We start from the raw sequence: 245 nt of genomic DNA on the forward strand, positions 1-245 counted from the left end.
GGCCGTGCATGAGCCGCTCGAGCCGGCGCCAATGGCCCGGCAGGTGCTCGTCCAGGAACGCGCGGCCCCTGTCGGTGAGCACGGCCAGCAGCGAGCGCTGGTCGGACGCGTTCAACTCGCGCCGCACGAAGCCCCGCTCGATCAGCTTGTTGATGTTGCCTGATAGATTGGTGGGCTTCACCACGAGCATGCCGGCCAGCGCGCCCATGGTGATGGACCTGCCAGCACGCTGGAGCACCATGAGG

The 245-nt window shown here is 68.2% G+C and carries 1 protein-coding gene; it reads right to left on the reverse strand.

All coding sequences use genetic code 11. The features are described from left to right. A partial coding sequence (locus ACSNOK_RS35680) for a MarR family transcriptional regulator (RefSeq protein WP_436784816.1) occupies positions 1–208 on the reverse strand: 208 nt, incomplete at its 3' end. Positions 209–245 lie beyond the last annotated feature (37 nt).

Origin of the sequence: Streptomyces sp. URMC 126 (assembly GCF_051386555.1) — a bacterium.
Taxonomy (GTDB): domain Bacteria; phylum Actinomycetota; class Actinomycetes; order Streptomycetales; family Streptomycetaceae; genus Streptomyces.